General features: G+C 71.6%; 17 protein-coding genes. 1 reads left to right on the forward strand and 16 read right to left on the reverse strand.

Annotation, left to right across the window (positions count from 1 at the left end; all coding sequences use genetic code 11):
- Nucleotides 1–238 precede the first annotated feature (238 nt).
- The 14 genes from ACIF8S_RS22915 to pyrR form a co-directional block, all read right to left on the reverse strand.
- Nucleotides 239–2,386, reverse strand: a complete 2,148-nt coding sequence (locus tag ACIF8S_RS22915; RefSeq protein WP_400001339.1) for a primosomal protein N' — start codon at nucleotides 2,384–2,386, stop codon at nucleotides 239–241.
- Nucleotides 2,387–2,591: 205 nt separating this feature from the next.
- Nucleotides 2,592–3,800, reverse strand: coding sequence for a methionine adenosyltransferase (gene metK / locus ACIF8S_RS22920; RefSeq protein WP_145827890.1), 1,209 nt, complete (start codon nucleotides 3,798–3,800; stop codon nucleotides 2,592–2,594).
- A 237-nt stretch (nucleotides 3,801–4,037) separates the two neighbouring features.
- Nucleotides 4,038–5,240, reverse strand: a complete 1,203-nt coding sequence (gene coaBC / locus ACIF8S_RS22925) for a bifunctional phosphopantothenoylcysteine decarboxylase/phosphopantothenate--cysteine ligase CoaBC (RefSeq protein ID WP_400001342.1) — start codon at nucleotides 5,238–5,240, stop codon at nucleotides 4,038–4,040.
- 122 nt (nucleotides 5,241–5,362) lie between these two features.
- Nucleotides 5,363–5,635 (reverse strand): DNA-directed RNA polymerase subunit omega, encoded by a 273-nt coding sequence (gene rpoZ, locus ACIF8S_RS22930; RefSeq protein ID WP_003988945.1) that lies wholly within the window; start codon nucleotides 5,633–5,635, stop codon nucleotides 5,363–5,365.
- Between the two features lie 62 nt (nucleotides 5,636–5,697).
- Nucleotides 5,698–6,291 (reverse strand): guanylate kinase, encoded by a 594-nt coding sequence (gene gmk, locus ACIF8S_RS22935; RefSeq protein ID WP_400001344.1) that lies wholly within the window; start codon nucleotides 6,289–6,291, stop codon nucleotides 5,698–5,700.
- A gap of 60 nt (nucleotides 6,292–6,351) precedes the next feature.
- Complete coding sequence (locus ACIF8S_RS22940) at nucleotides 6,352–6,675, reverse strand: integration host factor (RefSeq protein WP_003977346.1); 324 nt, start codon at nucleotides 6,673–6,675, stop codon at nucleotides 6,352–6,354.
- Nucleotides 6,676–6,931: 256 nt separating this feature from the next.
- Nucleotides 6,932–7,777, reverse strand: a complete 846-nt coding sequence (pyrF, locus tag ACIF8S_RS22945; RefSeq protein WP_400001346.1) for an orotidine-5'-phosphate decarboxylase — start codon at nucleotides 7,775–7,777, stop codon at nucleotides 6,932–6,934.
- Nucleotides 7,774–8,880, reverse strand: coding sequence for a quinone-dependent dihydroorotate dehydrogenase (locus ACIF8S_RS22950; protein ID WP_400001348.1), 1,107 nt, complete (start codon nucleotides 8,878–8,880; stop codon nucleotides 7,774–7,776). Before ACIF8S_RS22950 ends, pyrF begins: the two co-directional genes overlap by 4 nt.
- Nucleotides 8,881–8,928: 48 nt before the next feature.
- Nucleotides 8,929–12,243, reverse strand: coding sequence for a carbamoyl-phosphate synthase large subunit (carB, locus tag ACIF8S_RS22955; RefSeq protein WP_400001350.1), 3,315 nt, complete (start codon nucleotides 12,241–12,243; stop codon nucleotides 8,929–8,931).
- Nucleotides 12,236–13,378 (reverse strand): glutamine-hydrolyzing carbamoyl-phosphate synthase small subunit, encoded by a 1,143-nt coding sequence (carA, locus tag ACIF8S_RS22960; protein ID WP_400001352.1) that lies wholly within the window; start codon nucleotides 13,376–13,378, stop codon nucleotides 12,236–12,238. Before carA ends, carB begins: the two co-directional genes overlap by 8 nt.
- Nucleotides 13,375–13,935, reverse strand: coding sequence for a hypothetical protein (locus tag ACIF8S_RS22965; RefSeq protein WP_400001353.1), 561 nt, complete (start codon nucleotides 13,933–13,935; stop codon nucleotides 13,375–13,377). The genes carA and ACIF8S_RS22965 overlap by 4 nt, the downstream gene beginning before the upstream one ends.
- Nucleotides 13,932–15,224: a dihydroorotase gene (locus ACIF8S_RS22970; protein WP_400001355.1), complete on the reverse strand. Its 1,293-nt coding sequence runs from the start codon at nucleotides 15,222–15,224 to the stop codon at nucleotides 13,932–13,934. The genes ACIF8S_RS22965 and ACIF8S_RS22970 overlap by 4 nt, the downstream gene beginning before the upstream one ends.
- Nucleotides 15,221–16,210 (reverse strand): aspartate carbamoyltransferase catalytic subunit, encoded by a 990-nt coding sequence (locus ACIF8S_RS22975; protein WP_400001357.1) that lies wholly within the window; start codon nucleotides 16,208–16,210, stop codon nucleotides 15,221–15,223. Before ACIF8S_RS22975 ends, ACIF8S_RS22970 begins: the two co-directional genes overlap by 4 nt.
- A 106-nt stretch (nucleotides 16,211–16,316) precedes the next feature.
- The gene (gene pyrR, locus ACIF8S_RS22980) at nucleotides 16,317–16,901 is read right to left on the reverse strand and encodes a bifunctional pyr operon transcriptional regulator/uracil phosphoribosyltransferase PyrR (RefSeq protein WP_215211349.1); all 585 of its coding nucleotides are present in this window, start codon (nucleotides 16,899–16,901) and stop codon (nucleotides 16,317–16,319) included.
- A gap of 262 nt (nucleotides 16,902–17,163) precedes the next feature.
- On the opposite strand from pyrR, the gene bldD reads away from it, so the two are divergent.
- Nucleotides 17,164–17,667, forward strand: a complete 504-nt coding sequence (gene bldD / locus ACIF8S_RS22985) for a transcriptional regulator BldD (protein WP_024887373.1) — start codon at nucleotides 17,164–17,166, stop codon at nucleotides 17,665–17,667.
- A gap of 174 nt (nucleotides 17,668–17,841) precedes the next feature.
- Here the strand turns inward: bldD and nusB are convergent, their stop codons facing one another.
- Nucleotides 17,842–18,273: a transcription antitermination factor NusB gene (nusB, locus tag ACIF8S_RS22990; RefSeq protein ID WP_150154004.1), complete on the reverse strand. Its 432-nt coding sequence runs from the start codon at nucleotides 18,271–18,273 to the stop codon at nucleotides 17,842–17,844.
- Between the two features lie 2 nt (nucleotides 18,274–18,275).
- Nucleotides 18,276–18,842, reverse strand: coding sequence for an elongation factor P (efp, locus tag ACIF8S_RS22995; protein ID WP_006131211.1), 567 nt, complete (start codon nucleotides 18,840–18,842; stop codon nucleotides 18,276–18,278).
- Nucleotides 18,843–18,895 lie beyond the last annotated feature (53 nt).

Here is an 18,895-nt window from a genome sequence, read left to right on the forward strand (position 1 = left end):
CTCACCCGAAGTCCGGGGGCTCTCGGCCGACGTCCGGGGGCTCACCCGAAGTCCGGGCCTCTCAGCCGAAGTCCCGGGGCTCACCCGAAGTCCGGGCCTCTCAGCCGACGTCCCGGGGCTCACCCGAAGTCCGGGGGCTCTCGGCCGACGTCCGGGGGCTCACCCGAAGTCCGGGCCTCTCAGCCGAAGTCCCGGGGCTCACCCGAAGTCCGGGGCTCTCAGCCGACGTCCGGGTGGCTCAGCCGATGTCCGGTGGGTCGATGCGGACCCACACCGGCGTACCGCCGCCCCGCGCCATCCGCGCCGCCTGCGCCGCCTTCAGCGCGGCAGCCAGAGCCGCGCCGCTCCCCGGAGGCACCCGGATCAGTGCCCGGTCCCACTGCTCGCCGGGCGGGGGCGCGCCCGGACGTCGCGGGCGGCCCGCCGGGGTGACCGGCAGAGGCACCGGCCCCAGCACCTCCGCCCGCGCCGGCAGCTCCGCGGCCCCCAGGAATTCGGCCAACGCCTCCGCCGGCCCCGACACCGCCGCCATCCGCGACACCGGCGGGAAGCCCAGCTCGCCCCGCTCGGCCAGTTCCCGCAGCGCGTGGCCCGCCGGGTCCCAGCGCACCAGCGCCTGCACCGGCCGCAGGGTCGGTTCGGCCACCACGACCACCGTGCCGCCCGCCGACTGCGGGCGGACCAGCGCCGCCGCGCCCATCCAGCGCCGCAGGGCGTCCTCACCGGCCCGCAGGTCGGGGCGGCTCAGCATGGCCCACCCGTCCAGCAGCAGCGCCGCCGCGTAGCCGCCCTCGGCCACCGGTTCGGCGCCCGGCGTGCTCACCACCACGGCGGGCGTCCCCGGCACCGTGTCCAGCACATGCTCACGCCCCGAGGTGCGGACCGGGACCGCGGGGAAGGCACGCCCCAGTTCCTCGGCGGTCCGCCGCGCCCCCACCACCTGCGCCCGCAGCCGGAAACCACCGCACTCCGGACAGTGCCAGCCGCTCTCCGTACGCCCGCACCAGCCGCACCGCAGGTCGTCCGAGCCGTGCGCCTCCAGCGGGCCGGAGCAGTGGCGGCACCGCGCCGGCGCCCGGCAGTTCGCGCACGCCATCCGTGGCACGTAGCCCCGCCGGGGCACCTGGACCAGCACCGGCCCGTGCCGCAGGCCCTCGCGGACCGCCTGCCAGGCGAGGGTGGGCAGGCGCGCGGCGCGGGCGGCCTCGTCCCGCGCGAGGTCCTGGTCCCCGACGGTCCGCACCAGCGGGGCGGCGGCCCGCACCCGCTCCCGCGCGGCGTGCAACGGCCTGGCCCAGCCGGTGTCCACGAGCTGCGCGGCCTCCACGGTGCAGTTCCAGCCGCCCAGCAGGAAGCCGCACCTGTCCTGCGCCGCCCGCAGCAGCAGCACCTCCCGCGCGTGCGGCTGCGGGGCGTGCTGCTCGCTGAGGTTGTCGTCCCCGTCGTCCCACACCGCGACCAGCCCGAGGTCACGCACCGGGGCGAACATCGCCGCCCGGGTCCCGATCACCGCGCGCACCGCTCCGCGCCGCACGGCGAGCCACTGCGCGTACCGCTTCTCCGGTCCGGCGTCGGCGGTGAGCACCGCGTGCCGGCCCTCCCCCAGCAGGTCGGTGAGCGCGGCGTCGAGCCGGGCCACGGCCCGGCCGTCGGGCAGGACGACCAGTGCGCCGCGCCCCGAGGACAGGGTCGCCGCGACCGCCCGGGCGATCTCCTCGCTCCACTGCGGTCCCGGCAGGGTGTTCCACACGGCGCGGGGGCTGCCGCCCGAGGCCAGGGACTCCAGGAAGGCGGGGCCCTGTTCGTACCGCTCCCACGACCCGGCGGACGGGGCCGGCGGCGGGGGCAGCGGATCGGGCGAGGGACGCTTCTCGGCGCGGGCGTTGCGCGGCGGCACGGCGAGCTGCAGCACGTCGGCGAGGCTGCCCGCGTACCGGTCGGCGACCGCGCGGGTGAGACCGAGCAGCTCCTCGTCCAGCACGGGCTCGGGCGAGACGACCTGGGCCAGCGCGGCCAGCGGGCCCGCGTAGTCGGACTCGGGCAGGCGCTGGATCAGGAACCCGTCGATCAGTCCCCCGCCCTCACGCCGGCCGTCCCGTACGCGGTGCCGTCCGGCCCCGAAACGCACCCGCACCCGCACGCCCGGCTGGGCGTCGGCGTCCAGTTCCTCGGGGACGGCGTAGTCGAAGTACCGGTCGAGGTGCAGCACACCCTTGTCGACGAGCACCCGGGCGACCGGCAGCTCCTTGGCGAGCGCGGCGCCGCGCCAGGTACGGGGTTTCGCGCGAGGGGTTTTCGTCCGGCGGACGGTCTCGCGGATGAGGGCGAGCTGCTCGGGCGGCGCACCTTGCGCGCCGCCGTCCTGGTGTTCGTCCTCGCTGCTCACCCCTGCATTCTGGCAAACGCGACTGACAACACGGCCGTCCGCCAGGGGGGCCGTCGCGCCCGCCCTCCCCACTCTCGGCTTCGCCCGAGCGGGAACCCCCGTCGCCGCTGCGGCACGACTGCCCGCATCTACGCAGACACACCGAGGCCCGGTGACCTCCCGAAGGGAGCCGCACCGGGCCTCGGCCGAGAACAGCCCCGCGTGGCTACAGCCCGGCGGCCTTCCGCAGCGCGTCCACGCGGTCGGTCCGCTCCCAGGTGAAGTCCGGCAGCTCACGGCCGAAGTGACCGTACGCGGCGGTCTGCGCGTAGATCGGCCGCAGCAGGTCCAGATCGCGGATGATCGCGGCGGGACGGAGGTCGAAGACGTCGTCGATGGCCCGCTCGATCCGCTCGACGTCGACCTTGGCGGTCCCGAAGGTCTCGACGAACAGGCCCACCGGCTCGGCCTTGCCGATCGCGTAGGCCACCTGGACCTCGCAGCGCGCGGCCAGGCCGGCCGCCACCACGTTCTTCGCGACCCAGCGCATCGCGTACGCGGCGGAGCGGTCCACCTTGGACGGGTCCTTGCCGGAGAACGCGCCGCCGCCGTGGCGGGCCATGCCGCCGTACGTGTCGATGATGATCTTGCGGCCGGTGAGGCCGGCGTCGCCCATCGGGCCGCCGATCTCGAAGCGGCCGGTGGGGTTCACCAGCAGGCGGTACTTCTCGGTGTCCAGCTTGATGCCGTCGTCGAGGAGCGCCTTCAGCTCCGGCTCCACGACGAACTCGCGGATGTCGGGCGCGAGCAGCGATTCCAGGTCGATGTCGGAGGCGTGCTGCGAGGAGACGACCACGGTGTCCAGGCGGACCGCCTTGTCGCCGTCGTACTCGATGGTGACCTGGGTCTTGCCGTCGGGGCGCAGGTAGGGGATGGTCCCGTTCTTGCGGACGTCGGACAGACGCTTCGACAGGCGGTGGGCGAGGAAGATCGGCAGCGGCATCAGCGTCGGCGTCTCGTCCGTCGCGTAGCCGAACATCAGGCCCTGGTCGCCGGCGCCCTGCCGGTCCAGCTCGTCGTCGTCGCCCTCGACACGGGTCTCGTACGCCGTGTCGACACCCTGGGCGATGTCCGGGGACTGCGCGCCGATCGACACCGAGACGCCGCAGGAGGCGCCGTCGAAGCCCTTCTTCGAGGAGTCGTAGCCGATCTCCAGGATCTTGCTCCGCACCAGCGTCGCGATGTCCGCGTACGTCTTGGTGGTGACCTCACCGGCCACGTGCACCAGGCCGGTGGTGATCAGGGTCTCGACGGCGACCCGGGACGACGGGTCCTCGCGGAGCAACGCGTCGAGGATGGTGTCGCTGATCTGGTCAGCGATCTTGTCGGGGTGACCCTCGGTCACGGACTCCGAGGTGAACAGACGACGGGACACAATGCTCCCTGGGGTTGCAGCGGCTGCTGGCTGATCATGGGCGAACGGCGGGGGCTGCACCCGACGCCGTCCGTGGAACAGTTTATCGGTCGTGCCGCGCCGCGGGTCCCCCCGTCTCGTCTCGCGAGAGGGCTGTGACCTGCGGCACGGGCATTCTCTCCGGGCGGGGCGCGGTTCGCCAGAGGCGCCACACCCCGGAGGAGGACGTTCCGAGGATGCGGGCGGTGGATGAGCCACTCAGGCGAGGCGCTCGGCCACGAGGTCCCAGACGGTGTCGGCGAGGGCCTCCTTCGGGCCGTGCGGGACGGGCGTCTCGCTGCCGTCGGCGCCCAGCACCATGGCCTCGTTGGTCTCGGCACCGAAGGTCTTGGCCTCGCCCACCTCGTTCACCACGAGCAGGTCGCAGCCCTTGCGCTTGAGCTTGGCGCGGCCGTTGGCGAGGACGTCGTCGGTCTCCGCGGCGAAGCCCACGATCACCTGTCCGGACCTCACCCGGTCGCCGGACACCTCCGCGAGAATGTCCGGATTCCGCACCAGGGTGATGGGCTCCGGCTCCTTGCCGTCCTTCTTCTTTATCTTCCCGGCCGCGTAGACCGCGGGGCGGAAGTCGGCGACGGCGGCGGCCATGACCACCGCGTCCGCGTCGGCGGCGGCGCTCACGACGGCCTCGCGCAGCTCCACGGCGGTCCCGACGCGGACGATGTCCACCCCGGCCGGGTCGGGCAGCGCGGTGTTGGCCGCGATCAGCGTGACGCGGGCGCCGCGGGCGGCGGCGGTGCGGGCGAGGGCGTAGCCCTGCTTGCCGGAGGAGCGGTTGCCGAGGAAGCGGACCGGGTCGAGGGGCTCGCGGGTGCCGCCGGCGCTCACGACGACGTGCCGGCCCGCGAGGTCGGGCTCGGCGGCGCCGCGGGCCAGGACGCGGCGGCAGACCTCGAAGATCTCGGCAGGGTCGGGCAGCCGGCCCTTGCCGGTGTCGACGCCGGTGAGGCGGCCGACGGCCGGCTCGATGACGACGGCGCCCCGGGAGCGCAGCGTGGCCACGTTCTCCTGGGTGGCCGGGTGCTCCCACATCTCGGTGTGCATGGCGGGGGCGAAGACCACCGGGCAGCGCGCGGTGAGCAGGGTGTTGGTCAGCAGGTCGTCGGCGAGGCCGTGGGCCGCCTTGGCGAGCATGTCGGCCGTGGCCGGGGCGACGACCACCAGGTCGGCGTGCTGGCCGATGCGGACGTGCGGCACCTCGTGCACGTCGTCCCAGACCTCGGTGGAGACGGGGTTGCCGGACAGGGCGGACCAGGTGGCGGCGCCGACGAAGTGCAGGGCGGAGGCGGTGGGGACGACGCGTACGTCGTGTCCCGACTCCGTGAGCCGCCGGAGCAGCTCACAGGCCTTGTAGGCGGCGATGCCGCCACTGACCCCCAGAACGACCTTCGGCTTGTCCACCGTCTCTCCCCGAGCCTCGGAAACCTGCTGCCATCCCCCATGAGACACCACAGGCCCGGCAGACGTGCTGCCGGGCCTGTGGAAAAGTCAGCTGCAAGCTGATGGTACGACGTACTGACCGATTACTGGGCGGGGCCTTCGACGGCCTCGGAGGTCAGCAGTCCCGCGTTGATCTCGCGCAGGGCGATCGAGAGCGGCTTCTCGTGGACGTGGGTGTCGACGAGAGGACCGACGTACTCGAGGAGACCCTCGCCGAGCTGCGAGTAGTACGCGTTGATCTGGCGGGCCCGCTTGGCCGCGTAGATCACGAGGCTGTACTTCGAGTCCGTGGCCTCGAGGAGCTCGTCGATCGGCGGGTTGATGATGCCCTCGGGCGCGGAGATGGAAGAGGACACGCTCTACCTTCCGATGGATGGGAAAGATTCTGTCGATCTGGTCGGCGGACGGTTGTCCACGATCACACGACGTTCACCAAGGCTAGCAGCTCGCGGGCGACCGCCTCGACGGAGGTGTTGACCAGGGTGGTGTCGAACTCCGGCTCGGCCGCGAGTTCGGTCCTCGCGGCCGCCAGGCGGCGCTCGATGACCTCGGGCGGCTCGGTGCCGCGGCCGGTGAGCCTGCGCACCAGTTCCTCCCAGGAGGGAGGGGCCAGGAAGACCAGCTGGGCCTCTGCCATGGACTCACGGACCTGCCGCGCGCCCTGGAGGTCGATCTCCAGGAGCACGGGCACACCCGCCTCCAGGTGCTCCAGCACCGCCGCGCGGGGCGTGCCGTAGCGGTTGCCGGCGAACTCGGCCCACTCCAGCAGCTCGCCGTTGGCGATCAGCTTGTCCATCTCCTCGTCGGTGACGAAGAAGTAGTGGACGCCGTGCTGCTCACCGGGACGGGGCGTGCGGGTCGTCGCCGACACCGAGAGCCAGACCTCGGGGTGTTCCTTGCGCATATGAGCGACGACCGTGCTCTTGCCGACCCCTGAGGGGCCGGAGAGCACGGTCAGCCGCGGACGATCGTCCGGGGGTACGGGGGACGTCCCCCGGGGTGTTGCAGCCATGCGGCGATTATTCCAGCAATCGCGGGCTGTCCGGGACGGAGGTCCCGGACGGTCCGGGACTCAGGAGCCGGTGCTGCCGAACTCGCGCTCCAGGGAGGCGATCTGGTTCGAACCGAGACCCCGCACGCGGCGGCTCTCGGAGATCCCCAGACGCTCCATGATCTGCTTGGCGCGGACCTTGCCCACGCCCGGCAGGGACTCGAGCAGGGCGGAGACCTTCATCTTGCCGATGACGTCGTTCTCCTGGCCCTGCTTGATGACCTCGTGCAGGGAGGCGCCGGAGTGCTTGAGTCGATTCTTGACCTCGGCCCGCTCCCGGCGAGCCGCGGCGGCCTTTTCGAGCGCGGCTGCGCGCTGTTCAGGGGTAAGGGGCGGAAGAGCCACGCCTACGTCACCTCGGATGTCGAACTGTCGGATACGGACCGGTGAGGAACCTGGTCGCCCCACACCTGGGAGCCACGGGCAGCAGGTGCTGCCCGTTCACTCTCCGTCGGAGACTAGCGGCCCTCGGGCTCTGAGTCAGCGAGAACAGAGGAAAAGTCCTGGTCAGCCTCCGCCAGGCCGGACATTCGGAACATAATTCCTCGGATTTGAGGGTGTATTCAGAGTGCGACGACCACGGAGTTGCCTGCCCGAGGCCTCAGGCGGACGTCACGGCGGCCCGGATCTCGTCCGCGAACCGCTCCGCGGCGTCACGCAGAGCGACGACGTCGGGACCGTGGCGCAACACTCCCCGGCTGACGTTCGGCACGACGTTGCGCACCGCGCGCCCGAACACCGCCGGGAGGTCGGCCGCCGTGGCGCCCTGCGCGCCGATGCCCGGCGCGAGGATCGGCCCGCCCATGTCCAGGTCGTACGACGACAGGTCGCCGAGGGTCGCCCCGACGACCGCGCCGAACGAGCCGAGCGGTTCCTCACCGGCGTTCTCCAGCGCGAGGTGCCCGAGGATCGTCGCCCCGACGGTGCGCCCGTCGGCCCGCACCGCGTGCTGCACCTCGCCGCCCTCCGGGTTGGAGGTCAGGGCCAGCACGAACAGTCCCGCGCCGGACTCCCGGGCCAGCGCGACGGCGGGGCTCAGCGAGCCGTAGCCGAGGTACGGCGAGACGGTGAGGGCGTCGGAGAACAGCGGCGCGCCCTTGTGCAGGAACGACTCCGCGTAGGCGGCCATGGTCGAGCCGATGTCGCCGCGCTTGGCATCCATGACGACCAGCGCCCCGGCCTCCCGGGCCTCGCGCACGGTCGTCTCCAGCACGGCGACGCCGCGCGAGCCGAACCGCTCGAAGAAGGCGCTCTGCGGCTTGAGCACGGCGACCCGCCCCGCGACGGCCTCGACGACCGTGCGGCTGAACCGCTCCAGACCGTTCACGTCGTCGTTCAGGCCCCATTCGGCGAGCAGCGAGGCGTGCGGGTCGATGCCCACGCAGAGCGGTCCCCGCTCGTCCATCGCGCGGCGCAGCCGCAGTCCGAAGGGATCCAGACCGGTCATGTCGTAGTCCTCACGTCGGCGCCCACCGCGTCGGCGAGCGTGGCGTAGGGGCTGGTGCGCAGCCGCGCGGCGAGCCCCTTGTGGATGGCGCGGGCCCAGAAGGGGCCCTGGTAGATGAACGCGCTGTACCCCTGGACCAGCGTGGCGCCGGCCAGGATGCGCTGCCAGGCGTCCTCGGCGTTCTCGACGCCGCCGACGCCGATCAGCGTGATCCGGTCGCCCACGCGCGCGTAGAGGCGGCGCAACACCTCCAGGGAGCGTGCCTTGAGGGGCGCGCCGGACAGTCCGCCGGTCTCCCGCACCACGGACGGGTCCGAGGTCAGGCCGAGGCCCTCGCGGGCGATGGTGGTGTTGGTGGCGATGATGCCGTCGAGGCCGAGTTCCACGGCGAGGTCCGCGACGGCGTCGACGTCCTCGTCGGCCAGGTCCGGGGCGATCTTCACCAGCAGCGGCACCCGGCGGGCCGGTACCGCGCGGTCGGCGGCCTCGCGGACGGCGGTGAGCAGCGGGCGGAGCTGGTCCACGGCCTGGAGGCTGCGCAGCCCGGGGGTGTTCGGGGACGAGACGTTGACGACCAGGTAGTCGGCGTGCGGGGCGAGCCGCTCGGCGGACTTCACGTAGTCGGCGGCGGCCTCGGACTCCGGGACGACCTTGGTCTTGCCGATGTTGACGCCCACGACCGTGCGGAAGACCGGTGTGCGGGAGGCCAGGCGGGCGGCGACGGCGAGCGAGCCGTCGTTGTTGAAGCCCATGCGGTTGATCAGCGCCCGGTCGGCGACCAGCCGGAACAGTCGCTTCCCGGGGTTGCCGGGCTGCGGTTCGCCGGTGACCGTGCCGATCTCGACGTGGTCGAAGCCGAGCATCGCCAGGCCGTCGATGCCGACGGCGTTCTTGTCGAAGCCGGCGGCCAGGCCGAAGGGGCTGTGCAGCCGCAGTCCGAGGGCCTCGGTGCGCAGTTCCTGGTGGCGGGGGGCGAGCACGGCGGCGACGAAGGTGCGCAGGACCGGGACGCGCGCGACGCGGCGGATCCAGCGGAAGGCCAGGTGGTGGGCCTGCTCCGGGTCCATCCGTGAGAAGAGCAGGGTGAACAGAATCCTGTACATGGTGTCCTCATGAAGAGGGGGACACCGTTTCCGGTGTCCCCCTGGGGGCTACTGGTCCTCGCGGGCCGCTGTCAGGTGTTCCGCGTGTTCCTGGAGCGAGCGGACTCCCACGTCGCCCCGGTTGAGCGCGTCGATGCCCTGGACCGCGGCGGCGAGCGCCTGGACCGTGGTCAGGCAGGGCACCGAACGGGCCACGGCCGCGGTGCGGATCTCGTAGCCGTCGAGCCGGCCGCCCGTGCCGTACGGGGTGTTGACGATGAGGTCGACCTCGCCGTCGTGGATGAGCTGGACGATGGTCTTCTCACCGTTGGGTCCGGTGCCCTCGAACTGCTTGCGCACCACGGTGGCCTTGATGCCGTTGCGCTTGAGGACCTCGGCGGTGCCGGAGGTGGCCAGCAGCTCGAAGCCGTGGGCCACCAGCTCGCGCGCCGGGAAGATCATCGAGCGCTTGTCCCGGTTGGCGACCGAGATGAAGGCGCGGCCCTTGGTGGGCAGCGGCCCGTAGGCGCCGGCCTGTGACTTGGCATACGCCGTGCCGAAGACGCTGTCGATGCCCATGACCTCGCCGGTGGAGCGCATCTCCGGGCCGAGGACCGTGTCGACGCCGCGGCCGTGGATGTCCCGGAAGCGGGACCACGGCATCACGGCCTCCTTGACGGAGATCGGCGCGTCCAGCGGCAGCTCGCCGCCGTCGCCGGTGGCCGGGAGCAGGCCCTCGGCTCGCAGCTCGGCGACGGTGGCGCCCAGCGAGATGCGGGCGGCGGCCTTGGCCAGCGGCACCGCGGTCGCCTTCGAGGTGAAGGGCACGGTGCGCGAGGCGCGCGGGTTGGCCTCCAGGACGTAGAGGATGTCCCCGGCCAGGGCGAACTGGATGTTGATCAGTCCGCGCACGCCCACCCCGCGCGCGATGGCCTCGGTGGAGGCGCGCAGCCGCTTGATGTCGAATCCGCCGAGGGTGATCGGGGGCAGGGCGCACGCCGAGTCGCCGGAGTGGATGCCGGCCTCCTCGATGTGCTCCATCACGCCGCCGAGGTAGAGCTCCTCGCCGTCGTAAAGGGCGTCGACGTCGATCTCGATGGCGTCGTCGAGGAAGCGGTCGACGAGGACCGGCCGGGAAGGGCTGATCTCGGTCGACTCGGCGATGTAGCTCTCCAGCCGGGTCTCGTCGTAGACGATCTCCATGCCGCGTCCGCCGAGCACGTACGACGGGCGCACCAGGACCGGGTAGCCGATCTCGTCGGCGATGGCCTTGGCCTCGGCGAAGGTGGTGGCGGTGCCGTGCTTGGGGGCGGGCAGGCCGGCCTCCTTGAGGACCCGGCCGAAGGCGCCGCGGTCCTCGGCGGCGTGGATGGCCTCCGGGGGCGTGCCGACGACGGGCACGCCGTTGTCCTTGAGCGCCTGGGAGAGGCCGAGCGGGGTCTGGCCGCCGAGCTGCACGACGACGCCCGCGACCGGTCCGGCCTGCTGCTCGGCGTGCACGATCTCCAGGACGTCCTCCAGGGTGAGCGGCTCGAAGTAGAGCCGGTCGGAGGTGTCGTAGTCGGTGGAGACGGTCTCCGGGTTGCAGTTGACCATCACGGTCTCGTAGCCGGCGTCGCTCAGGGCGAACGAGGCGTGGACGCAGGAGTAGTCGAACTCGATGCCCTGGCCGATGCGGTTGGGGCCGGAGCCGAGGATGATGACGGCCGGCTTCTCGCGCGGCGCGACCTCGGTCTCCTCGTCGTAGGAGGAGTAGAAGTACGGCGTCCGCGCCGCGAACTCGGCGGCGCAGGTGTCGACCGTCTTGTAGACCGGGCGGACACCGAGGGCGTGGCGGACCTCGCGGACGACGTCCTCGCGCAGGCCCCGGATCTCACCGATCTGCTGGTCGGAGAAGCCGTGCCGCTTGGCCTCGGCGAGCAGGCCGGGGGTGAGCTCGGGGGCGGCGGCCAGCTCGTCGGCGATCTCCTTGATGAGGAAGAGCTGGTCGACGAACCACGGGTCGATCTTCGTGGCGTCGAAGACCTCGTCGGGGGTGGCGCCCGCGCGGATGGCCTGCATGACGGCGTTGATGCGGCCGTCGGTGGGCCGGACGGCCTCGCGCAGCAGTTCGGCCTTGTCGCCGGGCTCGCCGGTGAAGGTGAACTGGCTGCCCTTCTTCTCCAGGGAGCGCAGCGCCTTCTGGAAGGCCTCGGTGAAGTTGCGGCCGATGGCCATGGCCTCGCCGACCGACTTCATGGTGGTGGTGAGGGTGGAGTCGGCGCTCGGGAACTTCTCGAAGGCGAACCGGGGGGCCTTCACGACCACGTAGTCGAGGGTCGGCTCGAAGGAGGCCGGGGTCTCCTGCGTGATGTCGTTCGGGATCTCGTCGAGGGTGTAGCCGACGGCGAGCTTGGCCGCGATCTTGGCGATGGGGAAGCCGGTCGCCTTGGAGGCGAGCGCGGAGGAGCGCGAGACGCGGGGGTTCATCTCGATGACGATGACCCGGCCGTCCTCGGGGTTCACCGCGAACTGGATGTTGCAGCCGCCGGTGTCGACGCCGACCTCGCGGATGATCGCGATGCCGACGTCGCGCAGCACCTGGTACTCGCGGTCGGTCAGGGTCATCGCCGGGGCGACGGTGATCGAGTCGCCGGTGTGCACGCCCATGGGGTCGAAGTTCTCGATGGAGCAGACGACCACGACGTTGTCGTTCTTGTCGCGCATCAGCTCCAGCTCGTACTCCTTCCAGCCGAGGATGGACTCCTCCAGGAGCACCTCGGTGGTCGGCGAGAGGGTGAGGCCCTGCCCGGCGATGCGGCGCAGCTCCTCCTCGTCGTGCGCGAAGCCGGATCCTGCGCCGCCCATGGTGAAGGACGGGCGGACGACGACGGGGTAGCCGCCGAGCTCCTCGACGCCCTTGAGGACGTCGTCCATGGAGTGGCAGATGTAGGAGCGGGCGGACTCGCCGTGGCCGATCTTGCGGCGGACCTCCTCCACGACCTCCTTGAACAGGTCGCGGTCCTCACCCTTGTTGATGGCCTCGACGTTGGCGCCGATCAGCTCGACGCCGTACTTCTCCAGGACGCCGTTGCCGTGCAGGGAGATCGCGGTGTTCAGGGCCGTCTGGCCGCCCAGGGTGGGCAGCAGGGCGTCCGGCTGCTCCCTGGCGATGATCTTCTCGACGAACTCGGGCGTGATCGGCTCGACGTAGGTGGCGTCGGCGATCTCCGGGTCGGTCATGATCGTCGCCGGGTTGGAGTTGACGAGGATCACGCGCAGGCCCTCGGCCTTGAGCACGCGGCAGGCCTGGGTGCCGGAGTAGTCGAACTCCGCGGCCTGGCCGATGACGATCGGGCCGGAGCCGATGACCAGGACGGACTGGATATCGGTGCGCTTAGGCACGCTGGCCCTCCATCAGGGAGACGAAGCGGTCGAACAGGTAGGCGGCGTCGTGCGGGCCCGCGGCCGCTTCGGGGTGGTACTGGACGCTGAAGGCCGGCTTGTCGAGCAGCTGGAGGCCCTCCACCACGTTGTCGTTGAGGCAGACGTGGGACACCTCGGCGCGGCCGAACGGGGTGTCGGAGACCTTGTCGAGCGGGGCGTCCACGGCGAAGCCGTGGTTGTGCGCGGTGACCTCGACCTTGCCGGTCGTGCGGTCCTGCACCGGCTGGTTGATGCCGCGGTGGCCGTACTTCAGCTTGAAGGTGCCGAAGCCGAGGGCGCGGCCGAGGATCTGGTTGCCGAAGCAGATGCCGAACAGCGGGGTGCCGCGCTCCAGCACGCCCCGCATCACGGAGACGGGGTGGTCGGCGGTGGCGGGGTCGCCGGGGCCGTTGGAGAAGAACACGCCGTCCGGGTTCACCGCGTAGACGTCGTCGACGGTCGCGGTGGCCGGCAGCACGTGCACCTCGATGCCGCGCTCGGCCATCCGGTGCGGGGTCATGCCTTTGATGCCGAGGTCGACGGCGGCGACGGTGAACTTCTTCTCACCGACCGCGGGGACGACGTACGGCTCGGTGGTGGCGACCTCGGCGGAGAGGTCGGCGCCCGTCATCTCGGGCGCCTCCTGGACGCGGGCGAGCAGCGCCGCGTCGTCGCGCACGGCGTCGCCGCTGAAGATGCCGACGCGCATGGCGCCGCGCTCGCGCAGGTGGCGGGTGAGGGCGCGGGTGTCGATGCCGCTGATGCCGACGACGCCCTGGGCGGCCAGCTCCTCGTCGAGGGTGCGGCGCGAGCGCCAGCTGGACGGCACGCGCGCGGGGTCGCGCACGACGTAGCCGGAGACCCAGATCCGCTTGGACTCGGCGTCCTCGTCGTTGACGCCGGTGTTGCCGACGTGCGGGGCGGTCATCACCACGACCTGCCGGTGGTACGACGGGTCGGTGAGGGTCTCCTGGTAGCCGGTCATGCCGGTGGAGAACACCGCTTCGCCGAAGGTCTCCCCCACCGCCCCGTAGGAGCGGCCGCGGAAGATCCGGCCGTCCTCCAGGACGAGAACGGCGGGAACCTTGTCGGCTCCCCTGGTGGAGGTTGTCATCGTGCGCCTTCCGTCTTGTTGATCATGTTGGTGAGGGCTTCCACCCAGGCGTTGTGCTCGGCGGCGTGGTCGGAGCGGAAGCCCGAGTCGATCAGCCGCTCGCCGTGCGCCCAGGTGACGACCAGCAGGCCGCCCTCGGTGAGGACCTTGCCGGCGATGCCCTTGTCGAGCCGGGCCTCGCGCAGCGCGTCCGCCGGGACGAAGAAGTCGTCCGCCCCGGGACGTACGACGTCCAGTCCGGCGTCGGTCAGGGTGAGCTCGGCCCGGCTGCGGGTGCCCAGGCCGTGCGCCACGATGCGGTCGAGCCACTGACCGGCGGTGGTGGACCCGTGGTAGCGGCCGCTCATGGTCAGTGTCGCCGGGCCGGGGTCGTCCGGCGCGCTGTGCAGCTCCGGCAGGTCGCTCTGCAGCGTCCCTCGCCACTTCCAGCCCTCGCGCATCAGCCAGTAGACGAGCGCGACGAAGAGGGCGAGTCCGACGACCCAGCCGATCCGGGCGGCCCAGTCGGTCACTACCGCCGATTCCTTCTCGGCGGCCAGCAGGAGTACAGGTGTCACGTGAGATTCCCGTCGACGAGCGTGGCCTTGCCCCGGAGCCAGGTGTGCGTGACACGGCCCGGCAGCTCGCGGCCCTCGTAGGGGGTGTTGCGGCTGCGCGAGGCGAAGCCCGCGGGGTCCACCGATCCACGGTATGCCGTGTCGACGAGAGTGAGGTTGGCGGGCTCACCTGCCGAGACGGGGCGGCCTTGGCCCTCGGCCCGTCCGATGCGGGCGGGCGCCCAGGACATGCGCTCGGCGACGCCGGCCCAGTCCAGCAGGCCCGTGTCCACCATCGTCTCCTGGACCACCGACAGTGCGGTCTCCAGGCCGACCATGCCCATGGCGGCGGCGGCCCACTCGCAGTCCTTGTCCTCGTGCGGGTGCGGGGCGTGGTCGGTGGCGACGATGTCGATCGTGCCGTCGGCGAGCGCCTCGCGCAGGGCCAGGACGTCGCGCTCGGTGCGCAGCGGCGGGTTGACCTTGTAGACCGGGTTGTACGAGCGCACCAGCTCGTCGGTGAGCAGCAGGTGGTGCGGGGTGACCTCGGCGGTGACGCGGATGCCGCGGGACTTGGCCCAGCGGACGATCTCGACGCTGCCCGCCGTCGACAGGTGGCAGATGTGGACGCGGGAGCCGACGTGCTCGGCGAGCAGCACGTCCCGGGCGACGATCGACTCCTCGGCGACGGCCGGCCAGCCGCCGAGACCCAGCTCGGCGGAGACGACGCCCTCGTTCATCTGGGCGCCCTCGGTGAGCCGGGGCTCCTGGGCGTGCTGGGCGACGACCCCGTCGAAGGCCTTCACGTACTCCAGGGCGCGGCGCATGATCACGGCGTCGTGGACGCACTTGCCGTCGTCGGAGAAGACGGTGACGCCGGCCGCGGACTCGTGCATGGCGCCCAGTTCGGCGAGCTTCTGCCCCTCCAGGCCGACGGTGACGGCGCCGATGGGCCGCACGTCGCAGTAGCCGTGCTCCTTGCCGAGCCGCCAGACCTGCTCGACGACGCCGGCGGTGTCGGCGACCGGGAAGGTGTTGGCCATGGCGAACACGGCGGTGTAGCCGCCGCTCGCGGCGGCGCGGGTGCCGGTCAGGACGGTCTCGGAGTCCTCGCGGCCGGGCTCGCGCAGGTGGGTGTGCAGGTCGACCAGGCCCGGCAGCAGCACCTTGCCGCCGGCCTCGACGACCTCGGCGCCGTCGGCGGAGAGCCCGGTGCCGACCTGGACGATCGTTTCACCGTCGATCAGGACGTCCTGCGGCTCGCCGCCGAGCACCTGCGCACCACGGATCAGGGTCTTGCTCGTCGTCATCGGTTCTCCTCGGCGGTACGGGCGGGGGTGCTCGGGGCCTGGAACTCGGCTCCGCCGAGCAGCAGGTACAGGACGGCCATCCGGATGGAGACGCCGTTGGTGACCTGTTCGATCACGGTGCAGCGGTCGGAGTCCGCGACCTCGGCGGTGATCTCCATGCCGCGGACCATCGGGCCGGGGTGCATCACGATCGCGTGCTCGGGCATCCGCGCCATGCGCTCGCCGTCGAGGCCGTAGCGGCGCGAGTACTCCCGCTCGGTGGGGAAGAACGCGGCGTTCATCCGCTCGCGCTGGACGCGCAGCATCATCACCGCGTCGGACTTGGGCAGCGTGGAGTCGAGGTCGTACGACACCTCGCAGGGCCAGGTCTCGACGCCGACCGGGAGCAGGGTGGGCGGGGCGACGAGGGTGACCTCGGCGCCGAGCGTGTGCAGCAGGTCGACGTTGGAGCGGGCGACCCGGCTGTGCAGGACGTCACCGACGAGCGTGACGCGGCGGCCGTTCAGGTCGTGCCCGAGGCCCGCGTCACGGCCGACGAGCCGGCGCCGCATCGTGAAGGCGTCGAGCAGCGCCTGGGTGGGGTGCTGGTGGGTGCCGTCGCCCGCGTTGATGACGTGGGCGTCGATCCAGCCGGAGGTGGCCAGCCGGTAGGGGGCGCCGGAGGCGCCGTGCCGGATGACCACGGCGTCCACGCCCATGGCCTCCAGGGTCTGGGCGGTGTCCTTCAGGGACTCGCCCTTGGAGACGCTGGAGCCCTTGGCGGTGAAGTTGATGACGTCCGCGGACAGCCGCTTCTCGGCGGCCTCGAAGGAGATCCGGGTCCGGGTGGAGTCCTCGAAGAAGAGATTGACGACGGTACGGCCGCGCAGGGTGGGGAGTTTCTTGATCGGCCGGTCGGCGACCCGGGCCATCTCCTCGGCGGTGTCGAGAATGAGGACGGCGTCGTCGCGGGTGAGGTCGGCGGCCGAGATGAGATGACGCTGCATCTGTCAGGCTCCGTAAAAGCAGGTCTATGAGGCGAAATCGGGCAGACGGGTACGCGCGTGGGCGTGCCGCGCCGGCGCACACCGGTCCGGCGCGCGCTCCGCGGTGCTACTGGGGGATCTGCTTGGCGCCGAGCAGCACGGTGTCGCGGCCGTCCTCCTCGGCGAGCAGGACCTTGACCGTCTCCCGCAGCGACGTGGGGAGGTTCTTGCCGACGTAGTCGGCGCGGATGGGCAGTTCGCGGTGGCCGCGGTCGACGAGCACGGCCAGCTGCACCGCGCGGGGGCGCCCGATGTCGTTCAGGGCGTCGAGGGCGGCGCGGATGGTGCGGCCGGAGAAGAGCACGTCGTCGACGAGGACGACCAGCTTGCCGTCGAGGCCGTCACCGGGGATCTCGGTGCGGGCCAGCGCACGCGGCGGCTGCAGACGCAGGTCGTCGCGGTACATGGTGATGTCGAGGGAGCCGACCGGGACCTTGCGCTCGGTGATCTGCTCGAGCTTTTCGGCGAGCCGCCGGGCGAGGAAGACGCCTCGGGTCGGGATGCCGAGGAGCACCACGTCGTCGGCGCCCTTGGCGCGTTCGACGATCTCGTGGGCGATACGGGTCATGACCCGCGCGATGTCGGGGGCCTCGAGAACGGGCCGTGCGTCCGGCCGCGAGGGATGCGGCGGTTGCGGTTCGAGCTTGTCCATACGAAACGGACCTCCTTCTCCGCCTCACGGGACGGACCTTAAAGGACGTCGGATGTGCGTTCTCAGGCTAACAGGTCGCCTCCCGGCCGCAGCGACACCCCCCGTCACCCGGATGGAGCAGCCGATCTTCGCTACCACGGAAGAGTCGGTGTGGACCATTCGGCTTGACGCACGAGAGTAACGCTGCGTAACCTCACAGTGAGTTACCAGCCGCGCGGCATGGAATCCAGCCATCCGCGTCGACACAGTGCCGGGGAGCTATATGTCCAGCGAATACGCCAAACAGCTCGGGGCCAAGCTCCGGGCGATCCGCACCCAGCAGGGCCTTTCCCTCCACGGTGTCGAGGAGAAGTCCCAGGGCCGCTGGAAGGCGGTCGTGGTCGGTTCCTACGAGCGCGGCGACCGCGCCGTGACCGTGCAGCGCCTCGCGGAGCTGGCGGACTTCTACGGCGTTCCGGTGCAGGAGCTGCTGCCGGGCACCACTCCGGGCGGTGCCGCCGAGCCGCCGCCGAAGCTGGTCCTGGACCTGGAGCGGCTGGCCACGGTGCCGGCCGAGAAGGCGGGCCCGCTGCAGCGCTACGCGGCGACGATCCAGTCGCAGCGCGGCGACTACAACGGCAAGGTGCTGTCGATCCGCCAGGACGACCTGCGCACGCTCGCCGTCATCTACGACCAGTCGCCGTCGGTCCTCACCGAGCAGCTGATCAGCTGGGGCGTGCTGGACGCGGACGCGCGCCGTGCGGTGGCCTCGCACGAGGACGTGTAGGCGCTCCGCGGGGGCGCAGAAACGTGCCGCCGGGGTGCCGGACCTTCTGGTTCCGGCACCCCGGCGGTTTTTTCGTCTGCCGGCTGCGGTTCGCTGTCGGCCGTGTGTGCTGAGCGCGCGGTTCCCCGCGCCCCTGAGGGGCGCCCCTGCCGGGGCGCTCCTGCCGGGCCGCTCCTACTGGTCGCGGCGCAGTGAGGGCTTGAGTTCCTTCAGGCGGCCGAGGAGGCCGTTCACGAACGAGGGCGACTCGTCCGTGGAGAACTCCTTCGCCAGCTGCACCATCTCGTCCAGGACGACCGCGTCCGGCGTCTCGTCGACCCAGATCAGCTCGTACGCGCCGAGCCGCAGGATCGAGCGGTCCACGACCGGCATCCGGTCGAGCGTCCAGCCGACCGAGTACTGGGCGATCAGCTCGTCGATGCGCTTCGCGTGTTCCGCGTAGCCCTCGACGAGCTGCATCGTGTACTCGCTCACCGGCGGCTGCCGGGTGTCGGACCGGGAGTGCCGGATCCAGTCGGCGAGGACCGTGAGGACCTCGGTGCCGCGCTGGTCGCCCTCGAAGATGATCTGGAAGGCGCGCTTGCGGGCCGTGTTGCGGGCAGCCACGGTTAGCTGTTCACCCGGCCGAGGTAGTCGCTCGTGCGGGTGTCGACCTTGATCTTCTCACCGGTGGTGATGAAGAGGGGGACCTGGATCTGGTGGCCGGTCTCCAGCGTGGCGGGCTTGGTGCCGCCGGTGGAGCGGTCGCCCTGGACGCCCGGCTCGGTCTCCTGGATCGTCAGCTCGACGGCGGCCGGCAGCTCCACGAAGAGCACCTCGCCCTCGTGCTGGGCGACGGTGGCGGTGAAGCCCTCGACGAGGAAGTTGGCGGCGTCGCCGACGGCCTTGCGGTCGACCATGAGCTGGTCGTAGGTCTCCATGTCCATGAAGACGAAGTAGTCGCCGTCCATGTAGGAGAACTGCATGTCGCGCTTGTCGACGGTGGCCGTTTCGACCTTGACGCCGGCGTTGAAGGTCTTGTCGACGACCTTGCCGGAGAGCACGTTCTTGAGCTTGGTGCGCACGAAGGCCGGGCCCTTGCCGGGCTTGACGTGCTGGAACTCGACGACGGACCAGAGCTGGCCGCCTTCGAGCTTGAGCACCATGCCGTTCTTGAGGTCGTTCGTGGAAGCCACGGTTGCGGAATCTCCTGGACTGGACTGACGTGGACGACGGCCGGGGCGAAGGC

The organism is Streptomyces sp. NPDC085937 (genome assembly GCF_044540535.1).
In the GTDB taxonomy this organism is placed as follows: Bacteria; Actinomycetota; Actinomycetes; order Streptomycetales; family Streptomycetaceae; genus Streptomyces.

Bases quoted from the DNA above. Each gene is read 5' to 3' on its own strand.
- gmk (WP_400001344.1), bottom strand. From the start codon at position 6,291: ATGGCTGCAACACCCCGGGGGACGTCCCCCGTACCCCCGGACGATCGT.
- bldD (WP_024887373.1), top strand. From the start codon at position 17,164: ATGTCCAGCGAATACGCCAAACAGCTCGGGGCCAAGCTCCGGGCGATC.
- ACIF8S_RS22950 (WP_400001348.1), bottom strand. From the start codon at position 8,880: ATGTACAGGATTCTGTTCACCCTGCTCTTCTCACGGATGGACCCGGAG.
- pyrF (WP_400001346.1), bottom strand. From the start codon at position 7,777: ATGACCGGTCTGGATCCCTTCGGACTGCGGCTGCGCCGCGCGATGGAC.
- ACIF8S_RS22975 (WP_400001357.1), bottom strand. From the start codon at position 16,210: ATGCAGCGTCATCTCATCTCGGCCGCCGACCTCACCCGCGACGACGCC.
- pyrR (WP_215211349.1), bottom strand. From the start codon at position 16,901: ATGGACAAGCTCGAACCGCAACCGCCGCATCCCTCGCGGCCGGACGCA.
- carA (WP_400001352.1), bottom strand. From the start codon at position 13,378: ATGACAACCTCCACCAGGGGAGCCGACAAGGTTCCCGCCGTTCTCGTC.
- ACIF8S_RS22970 (WP_400001355.1), bottom strand. From the start codon at position 15,224: ATGACGACGAGCAAGACCCTGATCCGTGGTGCGCAGGTGCTCGGCGGC.